Source organism: Brucella tritici, assembly GCF_008932295.1.
Classification (GTDB): domain Bacteria; phylum Pseudomonadota; class Alphaproteobacteria; order Rhizobiales; family Rhizobiaceae; genus Brucella; species Brucella tritici.
In genome coordinates, this window is the sequence record NZ_WBWA01000018.1 from 40,822 (window position 1) to 56,691 (window position 15,870).

The window sequence follows — 15,870 nt, forward strand, 5'->3', positions numbered from 1 at the left end:
CCTCACGCAGCCAGATATTTCTTGAGGAAGGAGCGCGTACGCTCCTGCACCGGATTGCTCAAAATCTGATCCGGCGGTCCCTCTTCGACCACCACGCCGCCATCCATGAACAGGATGCGGTCAGCCACTTCGCCCGCAAAACGCATCTCGTGCGTAACGATCAGCATCGTCATATGTTCGGCGGCAAGCTGCTTCATGACGGCATTCACTTCATCCACCAGCTCGGGATCGAGCGCCGAAGTCGCCTCGTCGAACAGCATCACCTTCGGCTGCATGGCAAGCGCACGCGCAATGGCCACGCGCTGCTTCTGGCCGCCCGACAGGCGCGAGGGGTAGACGTCGATCTTGTCGGCAAGCCCCACCTTCGACAGAAGCTCCAGCGCCAGCGTGCGTGCCGCGTCCTTGCCCATGCCCTTGAGCTTGATCGGGCCGAGCGTGATGTTTTCCAGCACCGTCAGATGCGGAAACAGGTTGAAGTGCTGGAACACCATGCCCATCTGCTGGCGCACGGCATTGATGTGCTTCTCGAAAGCCTGCCCGGTGAGAGGTTGATTGACCTGCACGCCGTCAAGCCAGACTTCACCGCCATTCAGTGTTTCCAGATGATTGATCGAACGCAGAAGCGTGCTTTTGCCGGAACCGCTGGGGCCTATGATTGCCACGATCTGGCCGCGCGCCACGGAAAGGTCGATGCCTTTCAACACTTCCAGCGCGCCATAGGCTTTGCGGGCATCCTTCACTTCGACCATCGGTTTTGCAGATTGGGAGCTGCTCATCGCGTGACCTCCACTTTTCTTTCAATGCGCCGCAACCCGGCCTCAAGGACGAGATTGACCACGTAATAGATGGCCGCGACGGTGATATAGAATTCGAACGGGCTGAAGGTTTCGCTGATGGCGAGCTGGGCGCTGTGCACCAGTTCCGCAATGCCGATGATCGAAACCAGCGACGTATCCTTCAGAAGAACAATCATATTGTTGCCGATCGGCGGGATCGTGTTGCGGATCGCCTGCGGGATGACGATGTAGCGCAAGGCCTGACCATGGCTGAAACCGATGGAACGGGCGCCTTCCATCTGGCCGGGATCGACCGCCACGATACCTGCCCGGATGATATCGGCATTATAGACCGCGAAGTGCAGGCTAAGACCGATAATGCCAGCGCCAAGCGCGGGGATATTGATGCCGATCTGTACCAGCCCGAAATAAATCAGGAACAGTTGCAGCAGAAGCGGCGTCCCCATGAACAGCCACATGAAGAAGCGCACCGGATAGGCCAGAATGGCTGGCGCATAAAGGACAACCAGCGCAAATACGATCCCGAGTACGAAGCTCAAGAGTGCCGACGAAACGGTCAGAACCAGCGTCCACCAAAGGCCAGTCAGGAGCAGATCCGTATAGGGAGTGACGATGCTGAAATCGAGGGCTTGCATCCAGTCCTCCCTCACTGCGCCGCGAAGCGCTTGTCGAGAAGATCGACCCCGCGCGCCACGATATAGATGATGATCATGTAGAGAACGGCAGCAACGCCGAAAATCTCGAACGGCTTGTAGGTCGAACCGATAAAACGCTGCGCCGTATAGGTCAGCTCAACCACCGAAATAGTGGAGACCAGCGCTGAACCTTTCAAAAGGGCAATAGCGTTGACGCCAAGCGGACGGATCATCAGGCGAGCCGCCTGCGGCAGCACGACGAACCGCATGGTCTGGCCGCGCCCGAAGCCGATGGAGCGCGCCGCTTCGCTCTGCCCGCGATCAACGCTCAGGATCGCACCACGGATCGATTCCGACATGTATGCGCCGATATTCAGTCCCAGCCCGATGACACCAGCGGCAAACGGTTCCAGATTGATGCCGATCTGCGGGCCGCCGAAATAGAGAATGAAGAGCTGTACAAGGCAGGGCGTGCCGCGAAAAACGCTGACATAGGCCGCCGCCAGTCCTCGCAGAATGGGTGAGCGGGACAGGCGGCCCGCCACGAGTATTGCAGCCACCACAAGACCCAAGATCAGGGCCAGCGCGGAAATTTGCACAGTTACCCATGCCGCCTCCAGAAAGAACGGGAGGACGCGCTGCATCAACGCAAAATCCATCGGAAAACTCCGGTCAATCGGTTCTCAACCGGCCCGGACATATGCCGGGCCGGGATGACGCATCAGCGGATATCGCTGCCAACCCATTGCATCGAGATCTTCTCGTAGGTGCCGTCGGCCATGATCTCGTCTAGCGCCTTCTGCATGGCTGCCTTCAGCTCCGGATTGTTCTTGCGGATGGCAATGCCAATGGCAACGCTGCCGCCTTCGATATCGGGCGTATCGAGCCTGCGGACCTTCTGTCCTGTTTCCTTGATCGCCACCATGACCGGGATATTATCGACAACAATAGCGTCGACACGACCCGAATTCAGTTCGAGCATCAGTTCCGGCAGGCCCTTATAGGTGCGAATGGTCCAGCCACCCTGTTCACGGGCCCACTTCTCATGGGTTTCACCAAGCGTTACGCCCAGCGTCTTGCCCTTGAGATCGTCGAGCTTTTGAACAGCAGAGTCCTCCTTCACGAAAACCGCACGACCTGCATGATAATACGGCCCAACAAAATCCACGGCCTTTTCGCGTTCCGGCGTGATCGTCATGGAGCCAACCACCGTGTCGAACTTGCCAGCTCGAAGACCGGCGACGATACCGTCCCATGCGGTGGTGATAAGCTGTGGCTTGAGCTGCATGCGCTCGGCAATCGCCGAACCGATGGAAGCGTCGAAGCCCACGACTTCGTTCTTCTCATTGACGAAATTGAACGGCGGGTACTGGCCGCTCATGGCGATCTTCAGCTCGCCCGCGGCCTTGATTTTTTCAAGATCATCCGCCTGTGCAGGTGCAACCGCAAAGACTGCGGTGGCTGCAATCGCGGCCGCGGCAATGAAACCCGTGAATTTGTTAAACATGCTGTTCCCGACTTCCCTTTGTTTGTTTTTCTTGAGGCTTTTTGATGCCTTCCAATATTCATGATTGCTTTTATGGATGCATTTCGCAAATAGATAATAGGAATAGATTGCATAGATTTGATGAATGGATGATGCCATGTCGTTACATCGCCCTGAACGCCTTGTCTGGGATTTGGACTGGAATCTTCTGCGCAGTTTTGTGGTAATTGCGGAGGTCAAAAGCATCACCCGCGCAGCAGAGCGCCTCAACCTCAAACAGCCGAGTGTAAGCAATGCGTTGCGCCGATTGGAAGACCGCATCGGCCAGCGACTGGTGGAGCGCGACGCAACCCATTTTGAGCTGACGGACGTCGGCAAACTGCTCTACGAACAAAGTATCGAGGTGTTTGGCGCGATTTCACAGCTACCGCAACTGGTGCGCGGCGTCGGTGACAACGTGACTGGCCATGTCACCATCTCTGTCGCCAGCCACATCATATCGCCGATCTTCGATCAAGCGCTCGCGCTGTTTCATGAACAGCATCCCAATGCGACACTGACGATCAACGTATCCGCCAGTACAGAAGTCGCGCGGCTTGTGCGCGAGAAGCGCGCTTCCTTCGGCCTTGGTCTGGTGAGCAATCGCGACCCCGCGCTCGACTACACCATGGTCTATCGCGAGTTCTTCGGGTTTTTCTGCGGGCCTCGGCACCGGATGTTCGGCCAGTCTGGACTGACCCTTGCCGATCTGAAGGGAGAACCATCGGTTTCGTTCCAGACCGATCATATTGCCGACGCGCTGCGACCCGTAGCCCTGTTGCGCAGTGAGGCGCGACTTTCACCGGATGTAGTCGGCACCTCGTCAAGCCTCGAAGAAGTCCGCCGGATGATCATCACAGGGCTCGGCATCGGCCCACTTCCATTGCATGTCGCGCGACGCGAGATCGATGACGGCCTTCTCTGGCGTTTGCCGCCTTACGACAACCCGCCTGCCATCGATGTTTTCCTGATCCACAATCCTGAAGCCAACCTCAACAAGGCGGAAAAGGCCATGCTGGCCGGACTGAAATCTATCATTGCATCAACGCCCCTTGAGGAGCGCATCTACCAGGATTGAGCCCCCCAAAGCCCCTATCTTCATGGCTGTGCAAGCAGCGTTTCATGATAGGCCCAGAACTCGTCTATGAAGCGCTGCGCCAGGCTGTTGTCGGGGCCGTTACTGCGGCGAATGACCAGAAACCCAGCATCGACGAAGCTCGCGAAAGGCCGGATCGCCACGCCGCGTCCGCGAAATTCCGTTGCCGACGACGGATCGATGATCGTTATGCCCACACCTTCGGCCACAAGCGTCAGTGCCGTATGCGACAAGCGTGTCTCAATGGTGGCCGACCGTGGAATGCGCGCAAGCGCAACCTCGACGCGCATGGCAAACAGCGACCCCGGCTCCAGCGTGATCATACGTTCATCGGCGAGATCATCCGGTGAAACCACAGGATAGTCCGCGAGACGATGCCCCAGCGGGACAGCGACAACCGCCGGTATCGCCCGGGTCTCGATATTGAAACCGGGCCGGTCGAGCGGACCATCGGCAAATCCGAGATCGACCTGACCAGATGCGACGGCCTCAACAACCATCGCCGAAGGAATACCGTTGAGAGAGGCGTGGATATTGGGCCGCTCCTTGAGAAAACGCGCAAGGAAGCGCGGCATGATCCCGTTTGCAAGCGCAGGCATGGCCGCAATCCGCAGCATGCCCGCATTCTGACGGCTGATCTCGTCGGCGAAACTCCGGATGCGATTGAGCCCGACATAGGCCCGCTCTACCTCCTGCAACAGCGTCATGGCCGCCTGCGTTGGGACCAACTGGTTTCCGCGACGGTTGAAGAGCTTGAGTTTCGTGTCGATTTCAAAGTCGCGGATCAGGCGGCTCACGGCGGGTTGAGTGATCGACATCAGTTCCGCCGCAGCCGTCATTTTTCCGGTCAGCATGACGGTTCGGAACGCTTCGACCTGACGCAGGTTCATGTTTCACCATAATATTTGGTTATGCTTGAGGCTTCATTTCGAATTTGACTGTATTGAGCCCCGCTGTCAAACCACTCCCATAAACGTATCGGCGCGGTGAAAGCACCGGACATAAAAAGGGAACTAGGCAGTTGGGTGCGGTCAGCGCATATCTGGATTTGATGGGTTTTGCCGAAGACGGCTGGGGCTACGATATGCTCCGGGCCACCGGCATGACACTCGCGGTAGCCTTTTGCGGCTTTGCGGCAGGTGCGGTGTTCGGTATGATTGCCGCTGCCGCGTCATTTTCATCACAGCGCATTCTCAGAGTTGCGGCTGACGGCTATTCGACAGTGCTTCGCGGCATCCCCGATCTTCTGGTCATTTACCTGTTCTATTTCGGCAGCAGCGCTGTGTTGAGCCAGATCGGCGCGTTGTTCGGCGGGCAAGGCTTCGTCAGCGCGCCAATCTTCATCACCGGTGCACTGGCCATTGGCGTGGTATCGGGCGCTTATCAGGCTGAAGTCTATCGCGGCGCAGTGCTTGCACTCCCCAAAGGCGAGATCGAGGCTGCCAAAGCCTATGGCATGCCACCGCGTCTGCTGTTTCGCCGCATCATGGTTCCGCAGGCGGCACGCTTCGCCATTCCGGGCATCGGCAATGTCTGGCAGCTTGTCTTGAAAGAGTCTGCACTGATTTCGGTCGTCGGACTGGTTGAGCTGATGCGTCAGGCGCAAATCGGCGCTGGATCGACCCGCAAGCCGTTCACCTTCTTTCTGACCGCGGGGCTGCTTTATCTCGTCATCACATTCATATCGGGCTTGCTATTCAAGAACGCCGAAAAGCGCGCCATGCGCGGTATCCGGAGGGCGGTATGAGCTTTCTCGACCTGCCGTTCATGTTCGACAGTTTCGTTCAGCTATGCCGGGGTATTCCGCTGACGCTGCAACTGATGGCGCTATCGGTTATCAGCGGTGCCGTGCTGGCCACCATCCTGGCTACGATGCGTCTGTCGGGCAATCTGATACTGGACCTCATTGCGCGAGGTTATATCTTTGTGCTGCGCGGCACCCCGCTGCTCGTGCAACTCTACATCATCTATTACGGTCTCAGCCAGTTTCCCGAACTACGCCGGAGTTTTCTCTGGCCGTTTCTACGCGAACCCTATTGGTGCGCGGTGCTGGCTCTGGCGCTCAATACAGCTGCCTATAGCGCCGAAATCATACGTGGCGGCGTTCTGTCGGTCGCGACCGGGCAAATCGAAGCGGCGCGCGCTTATGGCATGAGCGGCTTTACACTCGTCCGTCGCATTCTGGCCCCGCAGGCTCTGCGGCAGATGCTGCCCGCCTATTCGAACGAAGTCATCTTGATGGTGAAGTCCACGGCGTTGGCATCAACCATCACAATGATGGAAGTGACAGGGCTGGCGGCCAAGCTGATTTCTGCCACCTATCGGCCGGTCGAAGTCTTCATCTGCGCAGGCGCGATCTATCTCCTCTTGAATTTCGTCGTCACCAGAATCTTCAAACTGCTGGAATACCGCCTTTCGGCGGCCCAGCGTCAGCCTGTCATCGTGCATGCCGCCGGAGGAAACTCATAATGCAACGTTTCGAAGCGCCTGCGGTCGAGATCAAGAACCTCGAAAAATGCTACGGCGCGCACAAGGTTCTGCATTCAGTTTCCTTGCAGGCACATCAGGGTGAAGTCATCTCCATTCTGGGGGCATCAGGATCCGGCAAATCCACACTGCTGCGCTGCATCAATATGCTGGAAGTGCCGGATGCGGGCAGCGTGGCTATTCATGGAGAGGCGTATAAGCTCGACCAACAGCCGGGACGTGCGCCTCGTCCAGCCGATGCGAAACAGGTTCAGCGGCTGCGCGGTCAGGCGACGATGGTGTTTCAGTCGTTCAATCTGTGGTCGCACCTGACTATCCTCGAAAATTTGATCGAAGCGCCTGTCCATGTGCAGAAGCGAAACCGGTCGGAGTGTATTGCCGAGGCTGAAGCACTGCTGGAGCGGGTCGGCATTGCCGATAAGCGCAACTTCTATCCCGCGCATCTTTCTGGTGGCCAACAGCAACGCGCCGCAATTGCCCGCGCGTTAGCGATGCGTCCAAAGATCATGCTGTTCGATGAACCAACCTCCGCGCTCGACCCCGAACTGGTGGCCGAGGTGTTGAAGGTCATGCGCGATCTGGCGGCAGAGGGGCGCACCATGCTGGTCGTGACCCACGAGATGGGCTTCGCCCGCGATGTTTCCAGCCGTGTGGTGTTTCTGCGTCAGGGCGTGATTGAAGAAGAGGGCACGCCCGACGAGGTTTTTGGCAACCCCAAAAGCGAACGGTTCCGGCAATTCATTTCCAAACAAAACGCGTGAACCGATCAATCGGTTCTCTAACAGAGGTGAACATATGAAACTGAAATTCGTCCTTTCCATCCTCGGCGTTCTCGCCGTTGCCCCGACCGCGCATGCCGAAGATGTTGTGCGCATCGCGACCGAAGGTGCTTATGCGCCGTGGAATTTCTCCGGCCCGAACGGTGTGCTGGAAGGCTTCGAGATTGATCTCGCCAAAGACCTTTGCGAGCGCCTGAAAGCGAAATGCGAAATCACCGCTCAGAACTGGGACGGCATCATTCCATCGCTGACCGCTGGCAAGTATGATGCCATCATGGCGGGTATGAGCATCACGCCGAAGCGTGAGGAAGTGATTGCGTTTTCGTCGCCTTATGCGGCAGCCATCAACTCCTTCGCAGTCATGGATGACAGCGACCTCGCCGATCTGCCGGAAAGCGGCAAGCCGCTGAATGTCGATTCCGATGCGGCCAAGCCGGTGCTCGAGGAAATCGCCAAGAAAATCAACGGCAAGACCGTCGGCGTTCAGGGTTCCACAACCGCTTCCGCCTTCATGGAACAATATTTCAAGGATGGCGCGGATGTGCGTGAGTACAAGACCGCCGAAGAACACAATTTCGACCTGACCAGCGGTCGTGTGGATGCGGTTGTCGCCAATGCCACAGTTCTTGCGGCTGCACTGGAAAAGGACGACATGAAGGGCGCAAAGCTGGCTGGTCCGCTGTTTTCGGGCAAGGTCTTCGGCATGATCGGCGTCGGTCTGCGCAAGGAAGATACCGCCCTGAAGGGTCGCTTCGATACTGCTATTCAGGCCGCGATTGCCGACGGCACGGTGAAGAAGCTTTCCGAGAAGTGGTTCAAGGTGGACGTAAGCCCGCAAAACTGAGCCTACACAATCGGGCCTGACTCTCGTCAGGCCCAACCCTGACGACGCTGTGACAACAGATTGAATTTACGAATGCGCAGATTGCCGGACCAAAACATAATCATTATCGGAGCGGGACTGGTTGGCTCTGCCATCGCCTGGGGTCTCGCCCGATCTGGTCTGCGTCCAATGCTTCTCGATGGGGAAGACCTGTCCCTGCGCGCATCCCGTGCCAATTTCGCGCTCATCTGGGTACAGGGCAAAGGCGTAGGCGCACCACACTATGCCCGCTGGACAATGCAATCTGCGCGCCTGTGGCCCGCTTTCGCAGACGAGTTGCGGGATGTGACCGGGCTTGATGTGGCGTTGAAACAGACCGGTGCCTTTACCTTCTGCCTCGACGAGCGCGAGCTTCAAATGTTTGCCGAAGACGTCGATACCGTGGCGCGCGAGCTTGGCAATGACGCCCCGGAACATGTTGTGCTCGACCATCAGGGAACGGCCAAAATGGTCCCCTCCATCGGCCGGGATGTGATCGGTTCAATCTATTCGCCAATGGACGGCGACGTGAATTCACTGCGCCTGTTTCGCGCCTTGCATACGGGCATGATCAAACTCGGCGCTGCCTACGAACCGCATTGTGAAGTCTCGTCCATCACCCCGCAAAACGGCGGCTTTCTCCTGAGTGGCACATGGGGTGAAGTCTTCACCGAACGCGTCATTCTGGCTGCGGGCAACGGCAATGCAGAGCTTGCAAAGAGTGTCGGTCTCGATGCGCCGGTCGTGCGCAGCAAAGGTCAAATTCTTGTAACGGAGAAATGCGCGCCTTTCTTCCCTTATACAGCGGCGACGCTGCGGCAGGCGGATGAAGGCGGTGTGATGATCGGCGACAGTCAGGAAACCCATACGGATCGGATCGCCACCAATCAGGACATCAGTGCAGTTCTGGCCAACAGAGCCGTTCGGACGTTCCCCCATCTGGCCGACGTCAATGTCATTCGCAGTTGGGCCGGATTTCGGGTCAAGACACCGGATGGCCTGCCTGTCTACGAACAATCCGAAAGCCATAAGGGCGCGTATGTCGTCATGTGCCATTCCGGCGTCACGCTTGCAGCCAACCACGCCCTGATCGTGGCGCAGGAAATAGCAGCCGATGTCAAACAACTTGCTGGTGATGCGTTCTCCGGCCGGAGGTTTCATGTCTCCTAAAATGTTCCTGAAAACTGAGACACCAGAGGAAACCGTGACGATCACATTCGATGCGCGCACCTTAACGGTGCCTGCCAATGTAACTGTCGCCGCAGCGCTGCTTGGAGAGGGTATCAACCGGCTCAGAGATAGCGTCGTTGGTAATCAGCCGCGAGCGCCCTACTGCCTGATGGGTATCTGTTTTGAGTGTCTGGTTGCCATTGATGGTGTTCAGAACCGCCAAGCCTGCATGACGCCCGTGGTCGATGGAATGGTCATTTCTTCGCAGACCGGCGCACGTCGGGTGGAACCATGACCACCATGCTCAAGAGAATTTCCGATATTCATGCGCTCGACGCGTTTTACGACCTTGCCATTATCGGCGCGGGACCGGCAGGCATGTCGGCAGCGGCAGAGGCCAGTAACGCTGGCGCCAAAGTGGTCCTGTTCGACGAGAACCCCGCCGCCGGCGGCCAGATTTACCGTGGCATTGAACACAATACGACTGCCCGCAGACCGTTTCTCGGCACCGACTACTGGCGGGGCAAAGAAGTCCTGCAAGCATTTATCGTCAGCAATGCCACCTATGTGCCACAGGCTCTCGTCTGGAGTGTGGAACCTCAGGACGGCGGCGACAGCAACAGCGTGGCGCTGCGCGTGTCAGTGGGCGGCAAGAGCGGGATTGTCTCCGCACGCCGTGTGATCTTCGCGACCGGCGCGATGGAGCGCCCGATGCCTGTCAGGGGTTGGACGTTGCCGGGTGTAATGACCGTTGGCGCGGCACAGATTGCACTGAAGACTTCCGGCCTCCTGCCCAACGGACGTGTGGTTCTGGCAGGAACCGGTCCGCTCCTCTACATGTTCGCCGCGCAGCTGTTGCAGGCGGGCGGCAAGGTTGCTGCTCTGCTCGATACGACGCCCGGCGCAAATTACGCGAAAGCTGCACCGAACCTGCTTTCATTCCTTTTCTCGCCCTATGCCTTGAAGGGGCTTTCCCTGCTTTTGAAGGTGCGCAAGTCGGTGCCGGTTTATTCCGATGTCACCGAAATAGCCATTGAAGAAAAAGACGAAGCCGAAGCGATCTGCTTTTCGGCCAAAGGCAAGACTCACAGGCTTGCTGTCGATAGCGTGTTCCTGCATCAGGGTGTGATCCCCAACAACAATCTCGCCAATGCTTCGGGCTGCACGCTCGTGTGGAACGACAGCCAGAAATGTTTCCAACCACAACTCGACGACAACGGTCGTTCGTCTGTTCCGTCCATCTATATTGCTGGTGACGGCAGCGGCATCGGCGGTGCGTTGGTTGCCGAGCAGAGCGGGCGTATCGCTGCGCTCGCGGCCTGTCAGGATATCTTTCCGGCACTGGCAACATCGTTGGCGTCAAAAATCGCAAAGCTGCAGGCGCAGGCGCGACGCGTCGAACGCGGGCGCGCCTTTATCGATGCACTCTACCTGCCTGCACAGGCATTTCGCGCACCGGCGGACAGAGACACGATTGTCTGCCGTTGCGAAGAAGTGACCGCAGGCGCAATCCGCGACGCGGCAGCCTGTAACATCGCCGGCCCGAACCAGCTGAAAACCATGTTCCGCTGTGGCATGGGGCCTTGTCAGGGGCGCTTGTGCAGTTCCACAGTCACGGAAATTCTGGCCGAGGTGCAAAACCGCGCGCCGGAAACAGTCGGCTTCTATCGTCTGCGTGCGCCGGTGAAACCGGTGCCGCTCAGCGAAATCGCAGCACTCCCTCAAACCCCCGATGCTGTCTTCGCCGTTACCGGCGAGCAACCGGAAAATTCCCCAACCATCTGAAAGGATTAAACTATGGCTGAGCGTTTCATTCAGACGCCGATCATGCATCGCGTCGTCGAGCACAATGGCATTGTCTATGTCGGCGGAACCACCTGTGATGACGAAAGCCTGGATATGGCCGGGCAGACCCGCGAAATCCTCGCCAAGCTCGACAGCTATCTGGCGCAGGCAGGCACGGACAAGACCAAGCTTCTGGCAGCCACCATCTTCGTAACGGATCTCAACAAAAAGCCTGAAATGGATAAGGTCTGGAAGGAATGGATCGATCCTTCGTTGCTGCCAACCCGAGCAACCGTTGGCGTTGCCGATCTGGGCGGCGACACGCTGATTGAGATCGTGGTTTCCGCTTACAAATAATCGATTTTAAAAATCTCGTGGGTTTTGAAAAAAGAAGCCGCCGACTGGATGACAGTCGGCGGTTTTTCTCTATCCAAGACGCTATAGCCTTTGGCGGCTATGGCTATCAGTGGACTTTACTACGTTAAATTTCAGAAGTATACGATTATTCTTAATAGTATATTTAAATAATTCTCTATAAAAACATTCCATTGAAATCCTGTAATCCCGATTAATTTCTCCACATAAACTATTATCGTGAATATTTATCAAAATATATCGATTATTGTTATTTATTTCGATATACTAAAGCTTCTGCGTACTGTTTTCAGTGGTGGCAAATCCCGCATCCTCAGCGAAGCGGCGCCTGAGTTTTCGGAGGGACATTTGAACATCCAAACCCTTTTAGAAGTAATGGATAGGGCAATCACCTTGACAGCCCGCGATGTTAACGGGGCCAAAGAACCCGTTCGTTCGTTTCAATTTCTATTTCCGTTCGGGGACGAACGCTTCTGCGGCGCATTCCAACTTACTTCGAGTGAATTGCCTGTTGGTTTCCACGCGGAACTGAGCCGGTTAGGCAGATAAGGGGATGCGGACTAGGTGACCGACTCATAAGATCGAAGCCAAATACGAATTGAAGCAAGCTGGATAGATGCGAGGAAATTGTCGTCGCGTTTGTCGTATCGGGTTGCGATGGCCCGGAAGTGTTTGAGTTTGTTGAAGAACCTTTCGACAGCATTACGTTGTTTATAGAGCCATGGACTGAAGGCGGGGATATTCACACGGTTTGGCATGGGGCGGATACAGCCCCATGCTCCTCGTTCTTTGAGGCTTTGGCGCAAGCTGTCGCTGTCGTAAGCGCGATCTGCCAATAGTATTTGCCCAGACCCGAGCGTCTCAAACATATCGGCTGCCGAACGTCCGTCATGTGCTTGTCCGGCAGTCAGTTTCAGTCGAATTGGGCGACCATCAGCATCGACAAGCGCATGAATTTTTGTGGTCATCCCACCGCGCGAACGACCCATGCAACCGGATCGCTCGTCTTTTTTTGGCCGTTGGCCGCATGTTGATGGACGCGGATTGACGAGGAGTCGATCATCTGGATATCGCCGTCGTAAGCTTCTGATATCGCGTTGAGAATGTGCGCCCAGTGCCCGGCATAACGCCATCTGTTGAAGCGATTTACACAGGTCGTATAAGGACCGTATCGGGCTGGAATGTCTGCCCAGGGTGCACCTGTTCTCAGACGCCAGAATATACCGTTCAAAACACGCCGATCGTCAACGCGGGCCTTACCACGCACTTTGGTCGGAAGAAGCGGTTCAATCACGGACCATTCGAAATCTGTTAAATCAAAACGCGCCATCACTGCCTCCAAATCGATGGAGACAGTGAATCACAAACCATTCAAACCGAAAACTATTTTATGAGTATGTGACCTAAAACTTGGCCCCCCAGGAGGTAGTTCATGTATTCCCATGCAGATAGAATTCGCGCCGTCGAGTTGTATATCCTGCTCGGCAAGCGGGTTAAGGCGACGATCCGCCAATTGGGTTACCCCACAAAGAATGTGCTGAGAAACTGGTATCGCGAATACCAGCAGCATCAAGACCTGCGTGTTGGTTGTGTGGCTCGCGCACCGAAGTTTTCTGAAGCCCAGAAGCAGGCGGCGCTTGAACACTACCGCACTCACGATCGCTGTATCTCTGCGACGATGAGGGCGTTGGGCTATCCAGGTCGTGGAACTTTGACAGCATGGGTTCGAGAAGCGTTTCCAGAGACCAGGACTTCGATGGCCGGTCGCTCCTGGCGTCCGACCTATCCCGAGGCGTTGAAGCAAGTCGCGGTCACTGCTCTTTGCAGTGGAGAGGAAAGCGCCCAGCAAGTGGCCGAGCGGCTAGGCGTATGCTGGCCGACGTTGTACGCTTGGAAGAATGAGTTACTCGGTCATGAGGCTGCCGCATCCATGAAACGCCGCAAAACCTCTACGCCAGCGCCCGAGCGTGAAGAATTCGAGCGACAGCTTGAAGCCCTCCAGCGCGATGTCCGCCAATTGTAACTCGAACACGATCTGCTGAAGAAGGCCAATGAATTGCTAAAAAAGGCCTGGGCGTCGATCTGCAACCCCTGAGTAATCGGGAGAAGACACAGCTGGTTGACGCCCTCAAAGATACCTATCGATTGTCAGAACTGCTTTTGCAGTTGAGGATTGCGCGAAGCGCGTACTTCTACCACCGTACCCGAGTGAACTTGGAAGACAAGTACGTCACCATCCGTCGTAACCTGACGGAAATATTCGAAAGCAACCATCGCTGCTACGGCTATCGCAGACTGCAGGCGTTGCTTGCCAGGCAGAGTGTAACAATATCGGAAAAGGTTGTGCCGCGATTGATGAAACAAGAGCGTTTGATCGTGGCCAGACCACGGCGACGGCGTTTTGGCTCGTACCTGGGAGAAATCAGTTCTGCGCCCGAGAACCAGATCAACCGCGATTTCCGTGCGAAAACACCGAACGAGAAATGGCTCACGGAAATCCTGGTGGACATCGCTGTATCGGTGGCAGAGTCGGCGTATTGGCATAAGCCTTCGCAAGATCTGCACGGGTCTCCTCTTTAGACACCTTGACATAGCGCTGTCGTTTTTTCGTCTTAGTCTTGTTCGGCAGACTAGCCTCAAGCAATTCCGCGAAATAGGCGTTGCTCTTTGCAACCCCCTTCCTGTTACCGCCCAATACCCGCTCTTGGTTTTCAGATGTTCCGAGCATTGCACCAACCGGCACTTTCGTGTCGAAGGCAATTAACTTACCGTCAGGGCCACGCGTATAGGCCCGTTCAATTACTTGGCCATTTGAAAAGCGAAGCTTACCAATACAGGTAAAGGCTTCACTCAAAAACGGTCTTGTATTTCAGAAATGATGATGGGTTGCCGATGCCGGGCCTATGCCTGCAAATGCGAAACGAATTTCGTATTCTGGTAGGCATCCAGCGCGTCGGCTCCGCCTTCGGTGCCATAGCCGGAATCGTTGATGCCACCGAAAGGTACTTCCGGCAGTGCCAGCCCGTAATGATTGATAGTGATCATTCCGCTGCGAACGGAAGAAGAGATTTTCGCAGCATTGGCCGATGATCCAGTAAAGGCATAAGCCGCAAGACCATAATTGAGCCTATTGGCTTCTACCAAAGCTTCGTCAAGTGACTGAAAGCTATTGAGAAGTGCCACCGGACCAAACGGCTCTTCGTTCATGATTGCCGCATCACGCGGCACATCTGCAAGGATCGTTGGCTCAAAGAAATTGCCGCGATTGCCAATGCGTTCGCCGCCCGTAACCACTGTAGCCTTATGTTCCTTTGCATCACCAATCAATCGCTCCATGGCGTTGACCCGGCGTGCATTGACCAACGGCCCCATTGTCGTATCGGCATCCAGACCGTCTCCGACTTTCAATGAACGGGCATAAGTTGAAAGACCTTCGATAACCTGATCGTAGACCGGTTCTTCAATCAAAAACCGAGTGGGTGCGATGCAAATCTGTCCTGCATTTCTGAACTTGGCCGCAGCTGCCACTTTGATTGCCCGCTCCACGTCGGCGTCAGCCATGATGACAACAGGCGCATGTCCGCCAAGCTCCATCGTAGCCCGCTTCATATGCAAGCCGCTCAGCGCTGCAAGCTGTTTCCCCACCTGTGTCGAACCCGTGAACGACACTTTCTTAATTACCGAATGAGGGATGAGGTAAGACGAAATCTCTGCCGGATCGCCATAAACGAGATTGATAACACCACCAGGCAAACCAGCATCAGCAAAGGCGCGCACCAGTTCGGCTGGGGCTGCCGGCGTATCTTCAGCAGCTTTCAAAATGATGGAACAGCCAGCCGCCAGAGCCGCAGATATTTTGCGAACCGACTGGTTGATTGGAAAGTTCCAAGGAGTAAACGCAGCCACTGGGCCAACCGGCTCTTTGACTTCCCATTGCATCACATTTGCAAAACGTGGCGGAACGATACGCCCATAGCTACGCCGGGCTTCTTCTGCAAACCAGTCGATCAGGTCACTGGCCGCAGCAGCCTCGGCACGCGCTTCCGCCAGAGGCTTGCCCTGCTCAATCGTCAGCAAGCGCGCAACGCCCTCGCCGCGAGCCCGAAAAATGTCTGCAGCCTTGCGCAGCATCTTATAACGATCAAAGGCCGATACCTTGCGCCAAATCTCAAAGCCGCGCTCGGCTGCAGCCAAAGCGTCATCAAGATCTGCTGTCGTGGCTTTAGCAATATGTCCGATAACATCGTTGGTCGCCGGGTTCAGGACGTCAACCGTTTCACCAGAACTACCATCGCGCCATGTTCCATCAATGAACAGCTTGATATTGGAATATTCCACTTGAGTGTTCGTCATCACTCT

At 56.1% G+C, this 15,870-nt stretch carries 17 protein-coding genes and 1 pseudogene; 11 read left to right on the forward strand and 7 right to left on the reverse strand.

What is annotated here, in order from left to right; all coding sequences use genetic code 11:
* Positions 1-2: 2 nt before the first annotated feature.
* The 4 genes from F9K91_RS17245 to F9K91_RS17260 all read right to left on the reverse strand — a co-directional run bounded on the left by F9K91_RS17245 (position 3) and on the right by F9K91_RS17260 (position 2,939).
* On the reverse strand, positions 3-776 hold the full coding sequence (locus F9K91_RS17245) for an amino acid ABC transporter ATP-binding protein (RefSeq protein ID WP_280952351.1): 774 nt from the start codon (positions 774-776) through the stop codon (positions 3-5).
* A complete protein-coding gene (locus F9K91_RS17250; protein ID WP_151652358.1) occupies positions 773-1,432 on the reverse strand; it encodes an amino acid ABC transporter permease in 660 nt (219 codons plus the stop codon). Before F9K91_RS17250 ends, F9K91_RS17245 begins: the two co-directional genes overlap by 4 nt.
* A gap of 11 nt (positions 1,433-1,443) precedes the next feature.
* Complete coding sequence (locus tag F9K91_RS17255; protein WP_151678302.1) at positions 1,444-2,091, reverse strand: amino acid ABC transporter permease; 648 nt, start codon at positions 2,089-2,091, stop codon at positions 1,444-1,446.
* A gap of 62 nt (positions 2,092-2,153) precedes the next feature.
* On the reverse strand, positions 2,154-2,939 hold the full coding sequence (locus F9K91_RS17260) for an ABC transporter substrate-binding protein (RefSeq protein WP_151652357.1): 786 nt from the start codon (positions 2,937-2,939) through the stop codon (positions 2,154-2,156).
* Positions 2,940-3,075: 136 nt separating this feature from the next.
* Here F9K91_RS17260 and F9K91_RS17265 point away from each other — a divergent pair, with 136 nt between their 5' ends.
* The gene (locus tag F9K91_RS17265; protein ID WP_105535385.1) at positions 3,076-4,035 is read left to right on the forward strand and encodes a LysR family transcriptional regulator; all 960 of its coding nucleotides are present in this window, start codon (positions 3,076-3,078) and stop codon (positions 4,033-4,035) included.
* 20 nt (positions 4,036-4,055) lie between these two features.
* Here the strand turns inward: F9K91_RS17265 and F9K91_RS17270 are convergent, their stop codons facing one another.
* On the reverse strand, positions 4,056-4,943 hold the full coding sequence (locus F9K91_RS17270) for a LysR substrate-binding domain-containing protein (protein WP_151678303.1): 888 nt from the start codon (positions 4,941-4,943) through the stop codon (positions 4,056-4,058).
* A 161-nt stretch (positions 4,944-5,104) separates the two neighbouring features.
* Here F9K91_RS17270 and F9K91_RS17275 point away from each other — a divergent pair, with 161 nt between their 5' ends.
* The 9 genes from F9K91_RS17275 (at position 5,105) to F9K91_RS17315 (ending at position 12,060) form a co-directional block, all read left to right on the forward strand.
* Positions 5,105-5,800 (forward strand): ABC transporter permease, encoded by a 696-nt coding sequence (locus tag F9K91_RS17275; RefSeq protein WP_078340611.1) that lies wholly within the window; start codon positions 5,105-5,107, stop codon positions 5,798-5,800.
* On the forward strand, positions 5,797-6,522 hold the full coding sequence (locus F9K91_RS17280; protein ID WP_121987236.1) for an ABC transporter permease: 726 nt from the start codon (positions 5,797-5,799) through the stop codon (positions 6,520-6,522). Before F9K91_RS17275 ends, F9K91_RS17280 begins: the two co-directional genes overlap by 4 nt.
* Entirely contained in the window at positions 6,522-7,301 is a 780-nt protein-coding gene (locus F9K91_RS17285; RefSeq protein ID WP_151678304.1) for an ABC transporter ATP-binding protein, read from the forward strand. Before F9K91_RS17280 ends, F9K91_RS17285 begins: the two co-directional genes overlap by 1 nt.
* Before the next feature lie 34 nt (positions 7,302-7,335).
* Positions 7,336-8,163, forward strand: coding sequence for a lysine/arginine/ornithine ABC transporter substrate-binding protein (locus F9K91_RS17290; protein ID WP_151678305.1), 828 nt, complete (start codon positions 7,336-7,338; stop codon positions 8,161-8,163).
* Positions 8,164-8,235: 72 nt separating this feature from the next.
* Entirely contained in the window at positions 8,236-9,351 is a 1,116-nt protein-coding gene (locus tag F9K91_RS17295; protein ID WP_151678306.1) for an NAD(P)/FAD-dependent oxidoreductase, read from the forward strand.
* Position 9,352: 1 nt separating this feature from the next.
* Positions 9,353-9,646: a (2Fe-2S)-binding protein gene (locus F9K91_RS17300; protein ID WP_151678336.1), complete on the forward strand. Its 294-nt coding sequence runs from the start codon at positions 9,353-9,355 to the stop codon at positions 9,644-9,646.
* Positions 9,643-11,136: an FAD/NAD(P)-dependent oxidoreductase gene (locus F9K91_RS17305; RefSeq protein WP_151678307.1), complete on the forward strand. Its 1,494-nt coding sequence runs from the start codon at positions 9,643-9,645 to the stop codon at positions 11,134-11,136. The genes F9K91_RS17300 and F9K91_RS17305 overlap by 4 nt, the downstream gene beginning before the upstream one ends.
* Positions 11,137-11,148: 12 nt before the next feature.
* Positions 11,149-11,493: a RidA family protein gene (locus F9K91_RS17310; protein ID WP_061345658.1), complete on the forward strand. Its 345-nt coding sequence runs from the start codon at positions 11,149-11,151 to the stop codon at positions 11,491-11,493.
* A gap of 237 nt (positions 11,494-11,730) precedes the next feature.
* Entirely contained in the window at positions 11,731-12,060 is a 330-nt protein-coding gene (locus F9K91_RS17315; protein ID WP_151678308.1) for a hypothetical protein, read from the forward strand.
* 11 nt (positions 12,061-12,071) lie between these two features.
* Here the strand turns inward: F9K91_RS17315 and F9K91_RS17320 are convergent.
* A protein-coding gene (locus F9K91_RS17320) for an IS5 family transposase (RefSeq protein WP_151678309.1) occupies positions 12,072-12,841 on the reverse strand; the annotation gives its coding sequence in 2 pieces (ribosomal slippage) (positions 12,072-12,524 and positions 12,527-12,841; 768 coding nt in all).
* Positions 12,842-12,943: 102 nt separating this feature from the next.
* Between F9K91_RS17320 and F9K91_RS17325 the strand changes: the two are divergent.
* A pseudogene (locus tag F9K91_RS17325) lies at positions 12,944-14,010 on the forward strand (IS3 family transposase); the annotation flags it as partial.
* 402 nt (positions 14,011-14,412) lie between these two features.
* Here the strand turns inward: F9K91_RS17325 and F9K91_RS17330 are convergent.
* Complete coding sequence (locus tag F9K91_RS17330) at positions 14,413-15,864, reverse strand: NAD-dependent succinate-semialdehyde dehydrogenase (protein ID WP_151678310.1); 1,452 nt, start codon at positions 15,862-15,864, stop codon at positions 14,413-14,415.
* Between the last annotated feature and the right edge of the window lie 6 nt (positions 15,865-15,870).

Bases quoted from the DNA above. Each gene is read 5' to 3' on its own strand.
- F9K91_RS17245 (WP_280952351.1), bottom strand. From the start codon at position 776: ATGAGCAGCTCCCAATCTGCAAAACCGATGGTCGAAGTGAAGGATGCC.
- F9K91_RS17250 (WP_151652358.1), bottom strand. From the start codon at position 1,432: ATGCAAGCCCTCGATTTCAGCATCGTCACTCCCTATACGGATCTGCTC.
- F9K91_RS17255 (WP_151678302.1), bottom strand. From the start codon at position 2,091: ATGGATTTTGCGTTGATGCAGCGCGTCCTCCCGTTCTTTCTGGAGGCG.
- F9K91_RS17260 (WP_151652357.1), bottom strand. From the start codon at position 2,939: ATGTTTAACAAATTCACGGGTTTCATTGCCGCGGCCGCGATTGCAGCC.
- F9K91_RS17265 (WP_105535385.1), top strand. From the start codon at position 3,076: ATGTCGTTACATCGCCCTGAACGCCTTGTCTGGGATTTGGACTGGAAT.
- F9K91_RS17270 (WP_151678303.1), bottom strand. From the start codon at position 4,943: ATGAACCTGCGTCAGGTCGAAGCGTTCCGAACCGTCATGCTGACCGGA.
- F9K91_RS17275 (WP_078340611.1), top strand. From the start codon at position 5,105: ATGGGTTTTGCCGAAGACGGCTGGGGCTACGATATGCTCCGGGCCACC.
- F9K91_RS17280 (WP_121987236.1), top strand. From the start codon at position 5,797: ATGAGCTTTCTCGACCTGCCGTTCATGTTCGACAGTTTCGTTCAGCTA.
- F9K91_RS17285 (WP_151678304.1), top strand. From the start codon at position 6,522: ATGCAACGTTTCGAAGCGCCTGCGGTCGAGATCAAGAACCTCGAAAAA.
- F9K91_RS17290 (WP_151678305.1), top strand. From the start codon at position 7,336: ATGAAACTGAAATTCGTCCTTTCCATCCTCGGCGTTCTCGCCGTTGCC.
- F9K91_RS17295 (WP_151678306.1), top strand. From the start codon at position 8,236: ATGCGCAGATTGCCGGACCAAAACATAATCATTATCGGAGCGGGACTG.
- F9K91_RS17300 (WP_151678336.1), top strand. From the start codon at position 9,353: ATGTTCCTGAAAACTGAGACACCAGAGGAAACCGTGACGATCACATTC.
- F9K91_RS17305 (WP_151678307.1), top strand. From the start codon at position 9,643: ATGACCACCATGCTCAAGAGAATTTCCGATATTCATGCGCTCGACGCG.
- F9K91_RS17310 (WP_061345658.1), top strand. From the start codon at position 11,149: ATGGCTGAGCGTTTCATTCAGACGCCGATCATGCATCGCGTCGTCGAG.
- F9K91_RS17330 (WP_151678310.1), bottom strand. From the start codon at position 15,864: ATGACGAACACTCAAGTGGAATATTCCAATATCAAGCTGTTCATTGAT.